The organism is Variovorax sp. RKNM96 (assembly GCF_017161115.1).
GTDB lineage: Bacteria > Pseudomonadota > Gammaproteobacteria > Burkholderiales > Burkholderiaceae_C > Variovorax.
Genome location: NZ_CP046508.1, coordinates 1,688,416 through 1,706,247 on the forward strand (window position 1 = coordinate 1,688,416; position 17,832 = coordinate 1,706,247).

At 68.4% G+C, this 17,832-nt stretch carries 13 protein-coding genes; 9 read left to right on the top strand and 4 right to left on the bottom strand.

From position 1 onward, the window contains the following. Position 1: 1 nt before the first annotated feature. Positions 2-2,845, bottom strand: a complete 2,844-nt coding sequence (ppc, locus tag GNX71_RS07650; protein WP_206177770.1) for a phosphoenolpyruvate carboxylase — start codon at positions 2,843-2,845, stop codon at positions 2-4. A gap of 83 nt (positions 2,846-2,928) precedes the next feature. On the opposite strand from ppc, the gene hemC reads away from it, so the two are divergent. The 4 genes from hemC (at position 2,929) to GNX71_RS07670 (ending at position 7,137) form a co-directional block, all read left to right on the top strand. Continuing rightward, entirely contained in the window at positions 2,929-3,855 is a 927-nt protein-coding gene (gene hemC, locus GNX71_RS07655; RefSeq protein ID WP_206179376.1) for a hydroxymethylbilane synthase, read from the top strand. Between the two features lie 16 nt (positions 3,856-3,871). Continuing rightward, the gene (locus GNX71_RS07660; RefSeq protein WP_206177771.1) at positions 3,872-4,654 is read left to right on the top strand and encodes a uroporphyrinogen-III synthase; all 783 of its coding nucleotides are present in this window, start codon (positions 3,872-3,874) and stop codon (positions 4,652-4,654) included. Next, entirely contained in the window at positions 4,651-5,751 is a 1,101-nt protein-coding gene (locus GNX71_RS07665; RefSeq protein ID WP_206177772.1) for a uroporphyrinogen-III C-methyltransferase, read from the top strand. The genes GNX71_RS07660 and GNX71_RS07665 overlap by 4 nt, the downstream gene beginning before the upstream one ends. A gap of 102 nt (positions 5,752-5,853) precedes the next feature. Next, positions 5,854-7,137 carry a heme biosynthesis HemY N-terminal domain-containing protein gene (locus GNX71_RS07670; RefSeq protein ID WP_206177773.1) on the top strand — a complete coding sequence of 428 codons (1,284 nt, stop codon included), beginning with the start codon at positions 5,854-5,856 and terminating at the stop codon, positions 7,135-7,137. Here the strand turns inward: GNX71_RS07670 and GNX71_RS07675 are convergent, their stop codons facing one another. Continuing rightward, on the bottom strand, positions 7,138-8,685 hold the full coding sequence (locus GNX71_RS07675) for an MFS transporter (protein ID WP_206177774.1): 1,548 nt from the start codon (positions 8,683-8,685) through the stop codon (positions 7,138-7,140). A gap of 107 nt (positions 8,686-8,792) precedes the next feature. On the opposite strand from GNX71_RS07675, the gene GNX71_RS07680 reads away from it, so the two are divergent. Further along, a complete protein-coding gene (locus GNX71_RS07680) occupies positions 8,793-9,659 on the top strand; it encodes a LysR family transcriptional regulator (RefSeq protein ID WP_206177775.1) in 867 nt (288 codons plus the stop codon). A 50-nt stretch (positions 9,660-9,709) separates the two neighbouring features. On the opposite strand, the gene GNX71_RS07685 is transcribed toward GNX71_RS07680, so the two are convergent. After that, positions 9,710-12,940 carry an Rne/Rng family ribonuclease gene (locus GNX71_RS07685; RefSeq protein ID WP_206177776.1) on the bottom strand — a complete coding sequence of 1,077 codons (3,231 nt, stop codon included), beginning with the start codon at positions 12,938-12,940 and terminating at the stop codon, positions 9,710-9,712. Positions 12,941-13,488: 548 nt separating this feature from the next. On the opposite strand from GNX71_RS07685, the gene GNX71_RS07690 reads away from it, so the two are divergent. From GNX71_RS07690 to GNX71_RS07705, 4 genes are read left to right on the top strand one after another with little or no spacing between them, the layout of a single operon-like run. Then, positions 13,489-14,586: an RluA family pseudouridine synthase gene (locus GNX71_RS07690; protein WP_206177777.1), complete on the top strand. Its 1,098-nt coding sequence runs from the start codon at positions 13,489-13,491 to the stop codon at positions 14,584-14,586. Next, positions 14,579-15,253 carry an HAD-IIIA family hydrolase gene (locus tag GNX71_RS07695; RefSeq protein WP_206177778.1) on the top strand — a complete coding sequence of 225 codons (675 nt, stop codon included), beginning with the start codon at positions 14,579-14,581 and terminating at the stop codon, positions 15,251-15,253. Before GNX71_RS07690 ends, GNX71_RS07695 begins: the two co-directional genes overlap by 8 nt. A 10-nt stretch (positions 15,254-15,263) precedes the next feature. Continuing rightward, positions 15,264-15,632 (top strand): Rieske 2Fe-2S domain-containing protein, encoded by a 369-nt coding sequence (locus GNX71_RS07700; RefSeq protein WP_206177779.1) that lies wholly within the window; start codon positions 15,264-15,266, stop codon positions 15,630-15,632. Positions 15,633-15,635: 3 nt separating this feature from the next. After that, positions 15,636-16,667, top strand: a complete 1,032-nt coding sequence (locus GNX71_RS07705) for a S49 family peptidase (protein WP_206177780.1) — start codon at positions 15,636-15,638, stop codon at positions 16,665-16,667. 15 nt (positions 16,668-16,682) lie between these two features. Here the strand turns inward: GNX71_RS07705 and GNX71_RS07710 are convergent, their stop codons facing one another. Beyond that, the gene (locus GNX71_RS07710) at positions 16,683-17,831 is read right to left on the bottom strand and encodes an MFS transporter (protein WP_206177781.1); all 1,149 of its coding nucleotides are present in this window, start codon (positions 17,829-17,831) and stop codon (positions 16,683-16,685) included. Position 17,832 lies beyond the last annotated feature (1 nt).

Below are 17,832 nucleotides of genomic sequence, written 5' to 3' on the forward strand. Positions count from 1 at the left end.
ATCAGCCGGTGTTGCGCAGACCCGCGGCCACCCCGTTGATCGAGATGTGGATGCCGCGCTGCAGTCGCTCGCCGCCATCGCCCGCGCGATAACGGCGCATCAGTTCCACCTGCAGGTGGTGCAGCGGATCGATGTACGGGAAGCGATGGCGCACCGAGCGCTGCATCTCCGCATTGCCCTCGAGCCGCTGCTTCGCGCCGGTGATGAGCGTGAGCGCGTCCGAGGTGCGGTGCCATTCGGCATCGATCATCGAGAACACCTTCTGGCGCAGCTTGCGGTCGGTCACGAGTTCCGCGTAGCGCGAGGCCAGCGCGAGATCGCTCTTGGCGAGCACCATGTCCATGTTCGACAGCAGCGTGCGAAAGAACGGCCACTGCGCATACATTCGCTGCAGCAGCGCCACGCGTTCCTTCTTGCCGGCGGCGTTGCCGGCCGAGGCGAGGAACTGCTCCACGCCCGCGCCGAAGCCGAACCAGCCCGGGATCGTGAGCCGGCACTGGCCCCAGCTGAAGCTCCACGGCACCGCGCGCAGGTCGTCGATCTTGTGGCTCGGGTTGCGGGAGGCCGGGCGCGAGCCGATGTTGAGTTCGGCGATCTCGCGGATCGGCGTGGAGCCGAAGAAGTAGTCGCCGAAGCCGGGGGTCTCGTACACCAGCTTGCGGTATGCGGCCATGCTGGCGCTCGAGAGTTCGCCCGCGGCCGAGAGAAAGGCGGCGGGCGCCGACTTGCCCTGCGGCAGCAGCGTGGCCTCGAGCGTGGCGGCCACCAGCGTCTCGAGGTTGCGCCGGCCGATCTCGCGGTTGGCGTACTTCGAGCCGATCACTTCGCCTTGCTCGGTGAGGCGGATCTGGCCGCGCACCGTGCCCGGCGGCTGCGCGAGGATCGCCTGGTAGCTCGGGCCGCCGCCGCGTCCCACCGTGCCGCCGCGGCCGTGGAACATGCGCAGGCGAATGGGGTTGGCCTTCTTCTTGTTGAGCTCGTCGAACAGCGACACCAGCGCGATGCCCGCGCGGTACAGCTCCCAGTTGCTGGTGAAGATGCCGCCGTCCTTGTTGCTGTCGCTGTAGCCGAGCATCACGTCCTGCTCGGCGCCCGAGCGTTCGATGAGCGCCTGGATGTTCGGCAGCGCATAGAAGGCACGCACGATGGGCGCGGCGTTGCGCAGGTCTTCGATGGTTTCGAACAGGGGCACGACGATCAGGTCGCACACCGCGTTGGTGGCCATCGCGCCGCGCAAGAGGCCCACTTCCTTTTGCAGCAGCAGCGCCTCGAGCAGGTCGCTCACCGTTTCGGTGTGGCTGATGATGTAGTGGCGGATGGCCGCGGCGCCGTAGCGCGCACGCGCGGTGCGTGCGGCGGCGAAGATGGCCAGTTCGCTCTTGGCGAGCGGCGAGTAGTCGGCGTCGGGCACGCGCAGCGGGCGGGCATCGTCCAGCAGCCGGAGCAGCAGCGTCTGCTTGGCCTCTTCGGCCAGCGACGCGTACGACGGCTCGATGCGCGCGGTGGCGAGCAGCTCGGCGATCACCGCCTCGTGCTTGTCGGAGCTCTGGCGCAGGTCGACGGTGGCGAGATGGAAGCCGAACACCTCGACCGCGCGGATCAGCGGACGCAGGCGCTGCGCCGCGAGCACGCTGCCGTGCTTCTCGTCGAGCGACTCTTCCACGGTGCGCAGGTCGGCGAGGAATTCCTCGGCCTTCGCGTACGGGTTCTGCGGCGCGACGGCGTGGCGTGCCGCCTCGCCGCCGGTGAGCTCGCGCAGCGTGGCTGCCAGGCGCGCGTACACGCCGGTCAGCGCGCGGCGGTAGGGCTCGTCCTTGCGGTGCTCGCTGGTGTCGGGCGAGCGCTCGGCCAGTGCCTGCATCTCGACCGACACATCGACCAGCGTGGCCGAGAGCGAGAGCTCGCCGCCGAGGTAGTGCACCTCGGTGAGGTAGTGGCGCAGCGCCAGTTCGCACTGGCGGCCGAGCGCGTATTCGAGCGTCTCGGCGGTGACGTTGGGGTTGCCGTCGCGGTCGCCGCCGATCCACTGGCCCATGCGCAGGAACGGGGCGACCGATGGCGTGCTGCCGCCTTGCACCAAGGCCTTCTCGAGGTCGGCGTAGACGCGCGGAATCTCGCGCAGGAACGTGGCTTCGTAGTAGCTCAGCGCGTTCTCGATTTCGTCGGCCACGGTGAGCTTGGAAAAGCGCAGGAGGCGCGTCTGCCAGATCTGCGTGACGCGCGTGCGCATCTGCGTTTCGTTTTCGGCGAGCTCGATGGGCGAGAGCGCATCCTTGCCGCCCGCATAGGCGTTCTGGCGCAGCTTGATTTCGTCGCGCGTGGTGAGCAGCAAGGCGATGGCGCGCTCGGCATCCAGGATGCTCTTGCGCTGCACTTCGGTCGGGTGCGCGGTGAGCACCGGCGACACGTAGCTGTGGGCGAGCGAGGCGACGATCTCGTCGGGCTTCACGCCCGCCTTGCGGATGCGCGCGAGGGCGGTCTGCAGGTCGCCATCGGCCAGCACGCCTTCGCGATCGGCCTCGGTGCGGCGGCGGATCTGGTGGCGGTCTTCCGCGAGGTTGGCCAGGTGGCTGAAGTAGGTGAAGGCGCGGATCACGCGCACGGTTTCGGCGGCGCTCAGGCCCTTGAGCAGGTTCTTGAGCGCGCGGTCGGCCGCGTGGTCGGCGTCGCGGCGAAAGGCCACCGACAGGGTGCGGATCTTTTCCACCAACGCATAGGTCTCGTCTCCTTCCTGCTCCCGGATCACATCGCCGAGGATCCGGCCCAGGAGCCGGATGTCGTCGATCAGTGGCTGGTCTTCGGCCTGGCGGCGCTTGGGAGGGGCAGGGGTCTTGCTGGCTTTCATTCGATGTTGTTCCTGGGGACTTGAATGGACGCGCCGCCTGCGTTGCTGCGGCGCAACATGCTAGCATTCCGACGGTCTGAAACCTGTACTTTTTGGGAGCGGTCTTGAGCAATATCGTGATCGCAACGCGCGAAAGCCGTTTGGCCCTTTGGCAAGCCGAACACGTGCAAGCGCTTTTGCAAGAACGGGGCCACACGGTGAGCCTGCTGGGCATGACGACCCGGGGCGACCAGATCCTCGACAAGAGCCTGAGCAAGGTCGGCGGCAAGGGCCTCTTCGTGAAGGAACTTGAAACGGCGATCGAAGACGGCCGCGCCGACATCGCGGTGCATTCGCTGAAGGATGTGCCGATGGACCTGCCCGAAGGCTTCGTCCTCGCCTGCGTGCTGGAGCGCGAGGACCCGCGCGATGCGCTGGTCTCTCCCCGCTACGCCTCGCTCGACGAACTGCCGCACGGCGCGGTGGTCGGCACTTCGAGCCTGCGCCGCGTGGTGCTGCTCAAGGCCAGGCGGCCCGATGTGCGCATCGAGCCGCTGCGCGGCAACCTCGACACGCGCCTGCGCAAGCTCGACGAAGGGCAGTACGACGCGATCATCCTGGCGGCCGCGGGCCTCAAGCGCCTCGGCCTCGGAGACCGTATCCGCGTGGCCTTCGAACCCGACGACATGCTGCCGGCCGCGGGGCAGGGGGCGCTGGGCATCGAGGTGCGCGCCGACCGCAAGGACTTGATCGAACTGCTCGCACCGCTCGCGCACCGGGGCGACTGGCTCTCGACCGCCGCTGAACGCGCAGTGAGCCGCGCGATGGGCGGCAGTTGCTCGATGCCGCTCGCGGCGCATGCCCGCTGGCAGGCCGACGGCGCATTGCGCATCGATGCCGCCTGGGGTGACCCCGAAGGCAACGCGCCGCTCGTTCGCGTCCATGCACAGGCCGAGGTCGGCGACTTCGCACGCGCCGACGCGCTCGGCGAACACGCGGCCGCGTTGCTGCGCCACGCAGGCGCCCACTGAAATCCGTGGTCATCAGATGACTGCGTGGCCCGTCATCGTCACGCGGCCCGCGCGCGAGGCGGTGCAGTGGGTCGACGACCTGCGCGCCGCCGGCCTCGATGCGGTGGCGCTGCCGTTGATCGTCATCGAGCCGGTCCACGATGCCGAGCCGTTGCGCGCGGCCTGGCGGCGGCTCGAAGACTACGCAGCCTTGATGTTCGTGAGCGCGACGGCGGTCGAGCATTTCTTCCTGAACAGGGACGCGGATTCGTCCGACGAAGCGATGGCCGGCCGCCGCTTCTGGGCCACGGGCCCCGGCACGACGCGCGCCTTGCTGCGCGCCGGCGTGCCGCCCGAAGCCATCGACGCACCGCCGCCCGAGGCCACGCGCTTCGACTCCGAAGCGCTGTGGGCGCGCGTGCATGCCCAGGTGTCGACCGGCGTGCGCGTGCTCATCGTGCGCGGCGGCGACGAGGCCGGGCAGCCCGCCGGCCGCGACTGGCTCGCCAAGGAGATCGACGCGGCGAGCGGGCAGCGCGACACGGTGGTGGCTTATCGCCGATTGCCGCCGTTGTTCGATGTCAGACAACATCAACTCGCCATCGACGGCGCGCAAGGCCGCGCGATCTGGCTCTTCAGCAGCTCCGAGGCGATCGCCAATCTCCAGCGCGCGATGCCCGGCACCGACTGGCACGCCGCGAGCGCGGTCGCCACGCATGCACGCATCGGCGAAGCCGCGCGGGCCGCGGGTTTTGGTGCGTTGCGTGTCTGCACACCCCTGCGGGATGCGTTGATCGCGTCGATAGAATCGTTGGCATGAGCGCCGCGTCCCCGTCAGACGACATTTCTCCTTCTTCTCCCGCTGCCGCAACGGCGCCGGTGCCCGCCACGCTGGCGCCGCACCAGACGCCTGCCGCCATGGCCGCCGCGGCCACCCTGTTGTCCCGCATTGGCCTGGGTCTCCTCACCCTCGTGGCGCTGGTCGCATTGGTGATGACCATCGCGCTGTGGAACAAGGTCAGCGGCATGAAGGAGCAACTGGCACGCCAGAGCGCCGATGCCACCGCGCAGTCGATGGAAGCGCGCACCCTGGCGCGCCAGGCGAGCGACACGGTGCGCGACGCCGCGGCCCGCGTGGCACTCATCGAAACCCGCGTGGCCGAAGTCGCGCTGCAGCGCTCGCAGCTCGAAGAGCTGATGCAGAGCCTCTCGCGTTCGCGCGATGAAAACCTGGTGGTCGATATCGAATCGGCCGTGCGCCTCGCGCTGCAGCAGGCCCAGGTCACCGGCAACGTCGAACCCCTGCTGGCTGCGCTGAAGGCCGGCGACCTGCGCATCTCGCGCGCCGCGCAGCCGCGGCTCGCACCGCTGCAGCGCGCCATGCAGCGCGATGCCGACCGCCTGCGCAGCAACTCCAGTGTCGACAGCGCCGAAGCGCTGCAGAAGCTCGACGAGCTGATGCGCAACGTGGACGACCTGCCCGCGATCAATGCGGTGGCGGTGCGCGGCACGGGCGTCAACGCGTGGCAGCCCGAGCCGATTCCGGCCGATGCGCCATGGTGGCGGCGTGCGCTGCTCACCGTGCGCGGCGAGGCCCGCTCGCTGGTGCGCGTCGGCCGCATCCAGAGTCCCGAGGCCATCCTGCTGGCGCCCGAGCAGACCTACTTCCTGCGCGAGAACCTCAAGCTCAAGCTGCTCAATGCACGCCTCTCGCTGCTGTCGCGCCAGGTCGATGCCACGCGCGCGGAACTGGCCCAGGTGACCGCATCGCTCAACCGTTATTTCGATCCCGCATCGCGCCGCACGCAAGCCGCCGCCACGCTGCTGCAGCAGCTGCAGGCGCAGGTGAAGACCACCGAGCCGGCACGCGTCGACGACACGCTCGCGGCACTGGCCACCGCGGCAGCAGGGCGATGACCATGACCCCCCGGCTTTTCACTCGCTTCGCTCCGTGTAATTCGCCACCCCCCGAGGGGGAGGCTCGACCCGCCTTGGGGCGGCCCGGCGGCGGTCGCTGACATGCGCGCCGCAATCTGGCTCCTCGCGCTGTTCGCCGTCGCCGCGGCAGTCGCTCTTTTCGCGGGCAACAACCAGGGCACGATCACGGTGTTCTGGCCGCCCTGGCGTGTCGACCTGTCGCTCAACCTCGTGCTGGTGATCCTGCTCGCGACCTTCGTGCTGCTGCACGTTGCGCTGCGCGCGCTGGCTGCGTTGTTCTCGTTGCCCACGCAGGCGCGCCAGTGGCGCCTCCAGCAGAAGGAACGCACGCTGCACGCCGCGTTGCTCGATGCGATGGTGCAGCTGATCGCTGGCCGCTTCTCGCGCGCGCGCAAGGCGGCGCAGTCCGCGCTGGTGCAGGAAAAGACATTGGCCGCCCTCGATGCCCACCTGCCGCAGGCGCAGCAGGTGCGCGTGCTGTCGCACCTGCTGGCGGCCGAGAGCGCGCAGGCGCTGCAGGACAAGCCGGCGCGCGATGCGCACCTGCAGCAGGCGCTCAACGAGAGCGTCGACCGCACGGTGCTCGCGAGCCCCGAAACGCGCGAAGGCGTGCAACTGCGCGCCGCGCGCTGGGCGCTCGAAGACCGCGATGCGGCTGCCGCGCTCGCCCGGCTCGAAGAACTCCCGCAGGGCGCGCAGCGGCGCACGCTGGCCCTGCGCCTTCGTCTCAAGGCGGCGCGCCAGGACCGGCGCACGCTCGAAGCCCTCGAAACCGCGCGCCTGCTGGCCAAGCACCGCGCCTTTTCCGATGCGGCGGCGCAGAGCATCGTGCGCGGCCTGGCGACCGAACTGCTGTCGGGCGCACATGACCCGGCGCAGCTGATGCGCGCCTGGTCCGAACTCGACAGCAACGAACGCGAAATGCCCGAGGTGGCGATCCACGGCGCTCAACGCATGGTGGTGCTGCATGGCGACCTGGCGCTAGCGCGTGGCTGGCTGCTGCCCGCATGGGAGCGCATGGTGGCGAACCCGCGCGGCCTCGGCGATGCGCTGCGCGTCAAGCTGGCGCGCGCGCTCGAAGCGGGGCTCGACTCGGTGGACGCCGACTGGCTGGCCCGCATTGAAAGCGCCCAACGCAGCAACCCGCGCGATCCGAACCTGCAGTACCTCGCCGGCATGGCCTGCATGAAGCGCCAGCTCTGGGGCAAGGCGCAGCAACTGCTCACGCAGGCCGGGCTCGGGCTGCAGGATACCGAGCTGTACCGCCGCGCCTGGCTCGCGCTGGCCGAGCTGGCCGAAGCGCGCGAGGATGCCGAGCAGGCCGCCGCCGCATGGAAGCGCGCGGCGCAGGCGCCCAGCACCTGATCAGGGGCAAGCGCCCGAAGGCTGCACCGACGGCCTGCGGCTGCCGAAGATCACGAAGCTGATCGCGGCCAGCACCCAGATGCCGATGCCGCCATAGAGCATCACCAACCCGAAGCCGCGCACCAGCGCCGCATGGACGATTGCGCAGGATGGGTCGAGCTGCGCCAGTTCCGGAAAGCCCTGCGCGAGCGATGCGAAATTGCCGGCCGCGATCTTCTCCGCGAGCAGGCGCAGTTGCTGCGCGTCGAAAGACGCAGGCAAGGCATTCCTCAGCGACGAGAAGATGCCCTCGAGCAGGATGAACCCCATCAGCGCGATGTTGACCGCGAGCGTGATCAACCGCGCACTCATGTCGATACCCGACGCCATGCCCGCGCGGTTGCTGGGCACGGAGCCGGTGGTCGTGTTCGTCACCGGCGTGTTGGTGAGTCCCAGCCCGATGCCGGCCAGCAGGCAGCCGGGCAGCATGGTCATCCAGCTCGCGTGCGCCGCGCTGCTGCCGTGGCGCATCGCGAAGAAGCCCACGCCGATCACGAACATGCCCAGCGGAATGACCACGCCCGGCCGCCAGCGCAGCGAGAGGCGCTCTGCCAAGGGCGGCATCAGCAGCGTGGGCAGCGTGTAGGCCAGCAGGGCCGATCCGGCGGTGACGGCGTCGTAGCCCAGGCCGCTCTGGAAGTAGATCGGCAGGTAGATCATGAACGGCCAGAAGCTGAAGTTCATGCCGATGGAGCCGAGGATCGCGCCCGAGAAATTGCGGATGCGGAAGACCGAGAAATCGAACATCGGGTGCGGGTTGATCTTCTCGACCCACAGGAACACCGCGAAGCTCGCGGCCGAGGCGGCGACGATGCCGAGCGCCAATGGGCTCGTGAAGCCGATGTCCGGCCCCTGCGTGATGAACCACGTGAGCCCGAACACCGCGAGCGACAGCGTCACGATGCCCGGCAGGTCGAGCTTTTTCGCATGCGGATCGCGCGACTCCTCGATGCTGCCCAGCACGAGCGCCAGCGCGAGAACGCTCAATGGCACATGCACCAGGAAGACCCATTCCCAACTCGCCAGCGCAGCGATCGCGCCGCCGATGATCGGGCCGAAGCCCAGCCCCGTGCCGAAGACCACGCCCCAGATCGCGAAGGCCTTGCTGCGCTCGCGCCCCTCCTGGAACTGGTACGACAGCACCGCGAGCTGGCAGATCAGCATCACGCCGCCACTCACGCCCTGCAGGAAGCGGCTTGCGATCAGCACCGGTGCGTCCTGCGCGAGGCCGCAGACCAGCGAGGTGACGCCGAACAGGACGATGCCGATGACGAGGATGCGCTTGCGGCCGTAGCGGTCGGCCAGCGTGCCGGCGGCCATCAGCACCGTGGTGCAGGCGATGGTGTAGGCGTTCATGATCCATTGCATGTCCTTGAAGTCGCCATGCAGGACCTTCTCGAGCGTGGGAAGGATCACCGGCACGCTGGAGATTTCCAGGCCAAACATCAGGGCGACGAGGCAGACCGCGGAGAGGGCAATGCGGTTCTTGCCGGCGTGGGAGAGAGGCATCGAAAAGCTTTCAGGCATCAGGTCCGGGCGATTCTGTGGAAAGCATCCTCATGATGGAAATGATTTAATTTGCTGAGATTCATTTCAAACCATCATCTATAGCAGCCATGGACTTCGACCCCACGCTTCTGCGCGCCTTCGTGGCCGTCAAGGAAACCGGTGGCTTCACGCGCGCGGCCGAGCGGCTGCACCTGACGCAATCCGCCGTCAGCCACCAGATCCGCAAGCTCGAGGAGCAGGTGGGCCGGCAGCTTCTGCACCGCACGACGCGCCGCCTCACCGTGACCGAAGACGGCGAAGACTTCCTGCGCTATGCGCAGCAGATCCTCGACACGCTCGATGCGATGACCCGGCGCTTCCAGCCCTCGCCGATCACGGGCGTGGTGCGCTTCGGCGTGCCGGACAACTTCATGGGTGACCGCCTGCCGCCGTTGCTGTCGCAGTTCGCACGGGCGTTTCCCGCGGTGCGCCTGGAGGTCTGCGTGAGCATGCACACCGACCTGCGCGCGGCGATCCGGGCCGGCGAACTCGATCTCGCGGTGGTGATGTCGCCGCCCAACGTGGCGGAGGGCACGCGCCTGCGGCGCACGCAGCTGGTCTGGGCCACGGCCGAAACCTTCGAGGCCCCGAAGGGCGCATCGCTGCCGCTGGCCTTCTTTCCCAAGCCCTGCGTCAACCGGCAGGTGGCCGGATCGGCGCTCGACCTCACGGCGATCGACTGGCACGTGGTCTTCACCTCGGCCAGTCCGCAGGGCATTCGCGCAGCCGTGCTCGCGGGGCTCGCGGTGACGGTGCTGACGCGTGAAGAGGTCGAGCCGGGCATGAAGATCGTCGACGGCCGCTACGGCCTGCCGCCGCTGCCGAGCGTCGATTTCTCGCTGATCTGGAGCGAGAGCGGCAAGACGCCGTGCGCCTGCCGCTTCGGGCAGATGATCCTGGAGATGCCCGACCTGGCCGCCAGCGTGCAGGCATAAAAAAACGGCGCCACTGGCGCCGTTTCTTGTTTGCAGGGAGCTTGCTTCGCTCAGTGCGTGTTTTGCTGCTGCGCGTCGGCAGCCGTCTTTTCGAACGGCAGCGACATCGAGCCCAGGTCGCGGCGGGTTTCGACCAGCACCAGCGGACCTTCGTCGAGCACGATCACCGGCGGGCGTTCGCGCGGCACATGCACCGGCTTCGGCTCGGCGGCGATGGCAGCGCGCGCTTGCGCGATGCGGTCGGCATCCGAGTTGACCCACTGCAGGCCCGAGCTCTCGGCGATCTGCGCGAGTTCGTTCAGCGGCAGTTCGAAGGGCTGCACCTTCGGCAGAGCGCGGCCGTTGCCGGCGGGCGCTGCGGGTGCTGCCTTGGGGCTCTCGACCACGATGGGCGCTGCGACCGGTGCAGGTGCAGGACGCTCGAAGCGCGGCTGCTGCTGCGGTGCGGGTTCGCGCACTTCGGGAGCTGCGACGACTTCGCGCTCGGGGACGGCTTCCGAAGCCAGCGGCAGCGGCTGCTGGCGGGCGACTGGCGCTTCATACGATTCACCGGTGGCTTCCACCGCAGCTGCGACGGCGCCTTCGACGATTGGTGCACCGGCTTCGCTCTCGTCGCGCGGACCGCGTTCGCGGCGGTCGCGGCCGTAGCGGTCACGCGAACGGCCGCGGCGCTCTTCGCCTTCGCGACCCTCGCGGCGCGGTGCCTGGTCGCTGCCGCTGCCTTGTTCGCCATCGGCGGATGCCACTTCGGCCACGCGCGCTTCGCCTTCGTTGGCGACGGGCGGTGCATCGTTGCGGCGCTCGCGGCGGCCGTCGTTGCGGTCATTGCGATCGCCACGCGGTGCGCGCTGTTCGTCGCGACCGTTGCGGGGCGGGCGTTCGCCTTGCGGGGCGGCTTCACCGGCGACGGCTTCGCCGCGCGGTTGTGCATCGCCGTTGCGTTCGCCGCCACGGTCGTTGGTGCGCTCGCCGCGTTCGGCACGGTCACCGCGCTCGCCGCGTTCACGACGTTCGCCGCGGGCGCGCGGTGCGCGTTCCGCTGCGTTGCCTTCGTCGGCGCCGGGCGCCTGTTGCTGGGCTTCGAGGTTGACGTTGCCGTCGACCAGCGCCTCGGCCGGTGCATTGCGGCCTTCGCCTTCGCGGCGCTCGCCGCGGCCGCCACGGCGTTGTTCGCCGTCGCGCGGGGCGCGTGCTTCGCGGGGTTCGCGCTGTTCACGCGGCTCGCGTTGTTCGCGCGGCTGGCCTGCGGCTGCGTCGTTGCGCAGTTCGCTGCTGCGGCCTTCACGGCCCTCGCCGCGTCCTTCGCGGCGCTCGCCACCGCGACCGCCACGGCGCTCACCGTCGCGACCACCACGGCGTTCGCCGCCTTCGCCGCGCGCTTCGCCGCGGCCTTCGCCACCGCGACCGCCACGACGTTGTTCGCCGTCACGTGCGCCGCCGCGGGCTTCGCCATCGCGGCCCGGACGGCCATCGCGGCGGGGCTTCGGTGCTTCGACCGGAATCGCAGCCGGTGCGGGCGCCTTCGCTTCGGCGGGCGCGCCACCGAACAGGCTTTTGATCCAGCCGAAGAAGCCGCTCTGTGCCGGAACCGGTGCGCTCACGACGGGCGGCGCGACCGGTGCGGGTGCGGCGACAGGCGCGCGCACCGCTTCGGGCTTGGGCGGAACGACCGGCGCGGGTGCGTCGGGCAGCACGCCCTTGATGACCGGCGTCTGCTTGTTGGTCGGCTCCTGCGAGCGGCGGGTGACGGCCGTCGGGTCTTCGATCTCGTCGGCCATCTTGTAGCTGGCTTCGATGTGATCGAGGCGCGGATCGTCGTGCTTGAGGCGCTCGAGCTTGTAGTTCGGCGTTTCGAGCGTCTTGTTGGGCACCATCAGCACGGTGACGCGCTGCTTGAGCTCGATCTTGGCGATTTCGGGGCGCTTTTCGTTCAACAGGAACGACGCCACTTCGACCGGCACCTGGACGTGCACGGCGGCCGTGTTGTCCTTCAGGCACTCTTCCTGAATGATGCGCAGGATCTGCAGCGCGCTCGATTCGGTGTCGCGGATGTGGCCCGAGCCGCCGCAACGGGGGCAGGGGATCGACGAACCTTCGCTGAGCGCCGGCTTCAGGCGCTGGCGGCTCATTTCCATCAGGCCGAACTTGCTGATCGAGCCGAACTGCACGCGGGCGCGGTCTTGACGCAGCGCATCGCGCAGGCGGCTTTCGACTTCGCGGCGGTTCTTCGACTCGTCCATGTCGATGAAGTCGATGACGATCAGGCCGCCCAGGTCGCGCAGGCGCATCTGGCGGGCCACTTCGTCGGCGGCTTCGAGGTTGGTGCGGGTGGCGGTCTCTTCGATGTCGCCGCCCTTGATGGCGCGGGCCGAATTCACGTCGACCGAGACCAGCGCCTCGGTGTGGTCGATCACGATGGCGCCGCCCGAAGGCAGTTGCACGGTGCGGGCGTAGGCCGATTCGATCTGGTGTTCGATCTGGAAGCGGCTGAACAGCGCCGCGTCGTCGCGGTAGCGCTTCACGCGGGCGGCATGCTCGGGCATGACGTGCGCCATGAACTGCTGCGCCTGGTCGTAGATGTCGTCGGTGTCGATCAGGATGTCGCCGATGTCGTGATTGAAGTAATCACGGATCGCGCGGATCACGAGCGACGATTCCTGGTAGATCAGGAAGGCGCCCTTGCCGCCCTTGGCCGCGCCGTCGATGGCGGTCCACAGCTTGAGCAGGTAGTTCAGGTCCCACTGGAGTTCGGGCGCCGAGCGGCCGATACCGGCGGTGCGCGCGATGATGCTCATGCCCTTGGGGTACTCGAGCTGGTCCATCGCCTCCTTGAGCTCGGCGCGGTCGTCGCCCTCGATGCGGCGCGAAACGCCACCGCCACGGGGGTTGTTGGGCATCAGCACGACATAGCGGCCGGCCAGCGAGATGAAGGTGGTGAGGGCCGCGCCCTTGTTGCCGCGTTCTTCCTTTTCGACCTGGACGGTGAGTTCCTGGCCTTCGCGGATCGCGTCCTGTATGCGGGCCTGGCTGGCCGACACGCCTTCGGCGAAGTACTGCTTGGAGATTTCCTTGAACGGCAGGAAGCCGTGGCGGTCTTCGCCGTAGTCGACGAAACAGGCTTCGAGGCTGGGCTCGACGCGGGTCACGACCGCCTTGTAGATGTTGCCCTTGCGCTGTTCGCGCCCTTCGATCTCGATTTCGTAGTCGAGGAGCTTTTGCCCGTCGACGATGGCCAGGCGCCGTTCTTCGGCTTGCGTGGCATTGATCAGCATCCGCTTCATGATGCGTTGTCCTTATATGTATCGTTCTCTGCAGCCCATGACGGGCCAACGATGCACGGACGACGCCCGCGAAACCAGGGAATTGCCGCTTGGCCCCGGATGCTGTGACTGCCGCGCCAGGCGCGAGCAGGCCTCTCGAGCGTCAGCTCAAGAAGACAGCCGGGGTGGGGGCGCGTGGATGGGCGCGAGCCAGATTCGGTGTTGAGTGGCGATCTTTTCGATCGCCGGTTGCGCAAGGGGGGCGCGCGCTGCGGAAGATCCAATGCCGGAGGCCGCTGGCAGAAGCCAGGTCGGCCAGCGAAGGCATATTTGAATCAGCAGCATCAACACAACAAGGGACTCGCTTCGATCCGCCGGCAGCTTGGAAGCTGCAGGCTGGGTATTCCGTATCGGTGTTTCGTGGGTGTCGGCTTGACTTGGGTGCCGGGCCTGCCACTTTGCGCAATTGCGCGGGGTTTGCAGCTCGGCGCCAAAGCGGCATCGACCTCACAGCATGGTCGTCAGTGCTCTAAACTTCTGTCTAATCAAGCACTTACACGACCGCGCTGGTGAAAAACATTATAGGTGCGAAGCAAAGCCCCGAGACCGCTCCAAATCCCGCAGATCGAAATGCCGGGGCCGAGGCAGGCGCGCACGGGGCCATCAAATTCATCACCGTCGACGCGGAGTCCGCGGGGCAGCGGCTCGACAACTTTCTTTTTCGCCATCTGAAAGGCGTGCCGAAGACGCATGTCTACCGGATCATCCGGTCGGGCGAGGTGCGCATCAACAAGGGGCGCGTCCAGGCTGAGACCCGGATCGAGGTCGGCGACGTGCTCAGGCTCCCGCCGGTGCGGATTTCGCCGCGCGCGGAAGAGGGCGCCACGCCCCCGGCACCTGCCCGTGAGTTTCCGGTGCTGCTCGAAGACGATGCAATTCTGGCCATCGACAAACCCGCAGGCGTGGCGGTGCACGGTGGCAGCGGCGTCAGCTTCGGTGTGATCGAGCAGCTGCGCACGGCGCGTCCGGGCGCCAAATTCCTGGAACTGGTCCACCGGCTGGACCGCGAAACCTCCGGCATCCTGCTGGTCGCCAAGAAGCGCAGCGCCCTGGTCGCGTTGCAGGACCAGTTCCGCGAGCGCGAGACCGGTAAGACCTACCTCGCGCTGGTCGAAGGCGACTGGCCCGCCAACAAGAAGGTGCTCGATGCGCCGCTCGCCAAGTATTTGCTGCCCGACGGTTCCGGCGCCGGTGCCGGCGAACGCCGCGTGCGCGTGGTCGCCAAGGACCATCCCGACGCAATGCGCGCCATCACGCTCGTTCGCGTGCTCGCGCGCCTCACGCTGCCGGGCGACGCCACGCCGCTCTCCCTGCTGGCGGTGACGATCAAGACTGGACGCACCCACCAGATCCGCGTGCACCTGGCCTCGGCCGGCCATGCGATCGCGGGCGACGACAAATACGGCGATTTCGAGCGCCAGCGCGCCTTGCAGAAACTCGGCTTGAAGCGCATGTTTCTTCACGCATGGCGATTGCAGTTCAACCACCCGGCGGGCGGCGAGCGAATTGCGCTGCAAGCCGACCTGCCGCCCGAACTGCATGCGCTGATGCCGCCTTCCGCGCTCCAGGCGCTGGCCCAACACCCCACTCCCACGGCCCATGACTGAACCCTCCGCAAGACCTCCTCGCTTCGACCTGATCGCCTTCGACTGGGACGGCACGCTCTACGACTCCACCCGACTGATCGTGCGCTGCATCCAGGCGGCGGTGGTCGACGTCGGCGGCGCCAAGCCATCCGAGAACGATGCCGCCTGGGTGATCGGCCTGGGCCTGGCCGAAGCGCTCGCACGCGCGGCGCCCGATGTACCGAAGGAAAAGTACCCCGAGCTCGGTGCGCGCTACCGTTACCACTACCTGCAGCACCAGGACGACCTCGTGCTGTTCGATGGCGTGCTGCAGATGCTCGACGCTCTGCGCGCGCGCGGCCACAAGCTGGCCGTGGCCACCGGCAAGTCGCGCCGCGGGCTGAACGAGGCGCTGAAGTCGGTGGCGCTGCGCGACCGCTTCGACGCCTCGCGCACCGCCGACGAGACCTTCGGCAAGCCGCATCCGCGCATGCTGCTGGAGCTGATGGAAGAACTCGACGTGCCCGCCGAGCGCACATTGATGATCGGGGACACCACGCACGACCTGCAGCTGGCGATGAATGCCGGCTGCGCCGGCGTGGGCGTGAGCTACGGCGCGCACGAGCCGGCGAGCTTCGACGAGTTCAAGCCGCTGTTCGTCGCTCACTCGGTGCCCGCGCTCGAAACGTGGCTCCTCGACAACGCCTGAGAATTTCGTCATGAGCGAAGAGCGCATCCCGCTGTGCAATGCCTCGGACCTCGTCGAAGGCGGCCGGGCCGTGCCTTTCGACGTGATTCACGGCGGCGAAACCTGCCGTGCCTTCGCGGTGCGTTTCGAGGGCCAGCCGCATGCGTTTCTCAACCGGTGCAGCCACGTGGCGATGGAAATGGACTTCCAGCCCGACCGCTTCTTCGACGACACCGGCCAGTGGCTGCTGTGCGCCACCCACGGCGCGGTCTACAAGCCCGACACCGGCGAATGCATGGGCGGACCCTGCCGCGGCGGCCTCGTGAAGATCGTGTTGAGCGAACGCGACGGCGTGGTGCACTGGCATACTGACTGGAACCTCCAACCTCTCACCTTCTGACACATGACCGACCCGAATCGCAGGGAACCCGAGGGTTTCGATCCGTTGGAACCGGTAGCTCCCCTCACCACCCCCAAGAACATGGCCCAAGACCCTACACAGCGCCCCGGCTGGGAGCGCGCAACGCTTGAAAAGCTCGCCTTCGCCGCGCTCGGCGAACAGAAGGCCACCCGCCGCTGGAAGACCTTCGTGCGCCTGGCATGGCTCGCGTTCTTCATCTTCCTGGCCTGGTTCGCGCTCTCGCGCAGCACGCCGAGCACCGCCAAGACCACGGCCCACACGGCCGTCGTCGAGATCAAGGGCGAGATCGCAGCGGGCGGCGACGCCAGCGCCGAGTTCGTGGTGGCCGCCATGAAGACGGCCTTCGAGGACGACGGCGCCAAGGGCGTGGTGCTGCTGATCAACTCGCCGGGCGGCAGCCCGGTGCAGGCCGGCATCATCAACGACGAGATCAAGCGCCTGAAGGCCAAGCACAAGAAGCCGGTCTACGCGGTGGTCGAGGAGACCTGTGCTTCGGCCGCTTATTACATTGCGGCCGGCGCCGACAAGATCTTCGTGGACAAGGCCAGCATTGTCGGCAGCATCGGCGTGTTGATGGACGGCTTCGGTTTCACCGGTGTGATGGACAAGGTCGGCGTGGAGCGGCGTCTCCTCACGGCCGGCGAGAACAAGGGCTTCCTCGATCCGTTCAGCCCGATGAGCGATGCGCAGCGCGCACACGCCCAGACGATGCTCAACCAGATCCACGCGCAGTTCATCAATGTGGTGAAGACCGGTCGCGGCGATCGCCTGAAGCTTGACACCCCCGGCCTTTTCAGCGGTCTCTTTTGGAGCGGCGAGCAGGCCGTTGAATACGGCCTGGCCGACCAGCTTGGCAACGTCGATTTCGTGGCACGCGAGGTGATCAAGGCCGAAGAGGTCATCGACTACACCCGCCGCGACAACGTGGCCGAGAAGCTGGCCAAGAAGTTCGGTGCCGCGATGGGCGAAGCCTCGGTGCGTTCGCTGCAGGTCGCGACGCCCGCGCTGCGCTGACGCAGATACGAGTCCTCAGGCCGCTTCGCTGCGCGTGAAGCGGGCCGAGGCGGCCAGCGCCGCGGCAAAGATCACCACCACATAGAGCGCGGCGGTCAGCGAGCTGGCCCGCGCCAGCAGGCCGATCACCGCGGGGCCGGCCATGAATCCCAGATAGGCCACGGCCGACACCGACGCGATGCCGCTGGCGGGCTCGACGCCCGGTATGCGGGCCGAGGCGCCGAACAGGATTGGCACCACGTTCGCAAAACCGACTCCAACGCCCGCGAAGCCGACCAGGGCGAGCCAAGGCAGGTCGGTCAACAGCACCAGTGTCATCGCCGCGGCCGCGAGCACGCCGCTGCCGCGCAGCAGGGCCACCGGCGTGAAGCGGGCCCGCATCGCATCACCGCCGAAACGCGCGGCCGCCATGGCTGCGGAGAAGGCCGCATAGGCGAGCGCCGCCTGCTTCTGCGGGCTGCCGAGCTCCTGCTGCATATAGAGAACGCTCCAGTCGTAGATCGCGCCTTCGGCGATCAAGCCCAGCGCAGCCAATACGCCGAGCACCGCGAGCGGGCCGCGGGGCAGGCGAAAGCTGTGGTCGGCAGTGGCCGTGTCGCCCGTGACGGCCTTGGGCAGCATGCGCGTCGAGGACACGGCGACCAGCAGCACCATCACCGCCGCGACCAGCAGCAGGTGCGTCTGCGCGCCCATGCCCGCCGCAAGCACCGCACTGCCGCTCGCGGCGCCGGCCATGCCGCCGAGGCTGAACATGCCGTGCATGCCGCTCATCAGCGGCGTGCCGCTTTGCATCTCGAGCTGGGCCGCTTCGGTGTTGATGGCCACGTCGAACACGCTGGTGACGAGGCCGAACGCGGCCAGCAGGCCCATCAGCGCGAAGTAGCCCGGCATGGCGATCAGGCCGGCCAGCAGCAGCGCATAGACGCAGCCGGAAAGGGCGGCGATCCGTCGCGGGCCGTGGCGGCCGATCCAGCGGCCCGCGCTGGTCAGGCCGAACATCGCGCCGGCGCCCGCTGCCAGCAGCGCCAGCCCGAGCTGGGCTTCGTCGAGGCCGTAGTGCGCCTTGACCGTGGGGACGTGCACGCCCCAGGTCGCGAAGATGAAGCCGGAAGAAAAGAACTGCGCGCGCGAGGCCCAGCGCGTGCCGGCGGTCACCACCCCCATC